This window comes from Adlercreutzia sp. DFI.6.23, from assembly GCF_024462535.1.
Taxonomy (GTDB): domain Bacteria; phylum Actinomycetota; class Coriobacteriia; order Coriobacteriales; family Eggerthellaceae; genus Adlercreutzia; species Adlercreutzia rubneri.
Genome location: NZ_JANGBP010000851.1, coordinates 1 through 286 on the forward strand (window position 1 = coordinate 1; position 286 = coordinate 286).

Sequence of the window (286 nt, forward strand, 5' to 3'; positions counted from 1 at the left end):
TGGCTATGCTCAACGCTATCATCGCCAACGAATGGTACGACCTGGACTTCATGCGCGAGAAGACCTGCGCTCCCCTGCTCGTGCGCGAGGACAACGGCCATTTCCTCCGCGCGACGGATTTCGGCAAGGAGGGCCCGGCACAGCTGCCCGAGTACCCGTTCTTCGGCACACTGCTACTCCAGGGCGTGAAGGCCGGCAAGGTGCCCACGTTGGAGGAGTCGACCCACTATGTGGTATGGGACGCCGACAAGGACGCCTGGGGCCTCATCAATGACGTGGCCAACCC

General features: G+C 62.9%; 1 protein-coding gene. It reads left to right on the plus strand.

What is annotated here, in order from left to right; genetic code table 11:
* A partial coding sequence (locus tag NE591_RS15745; RefSeq protein WP_256157160.1) for a hypothetical protein occupies window positions 1-286 on the plus strand: 286 nt, incomplete at both ends.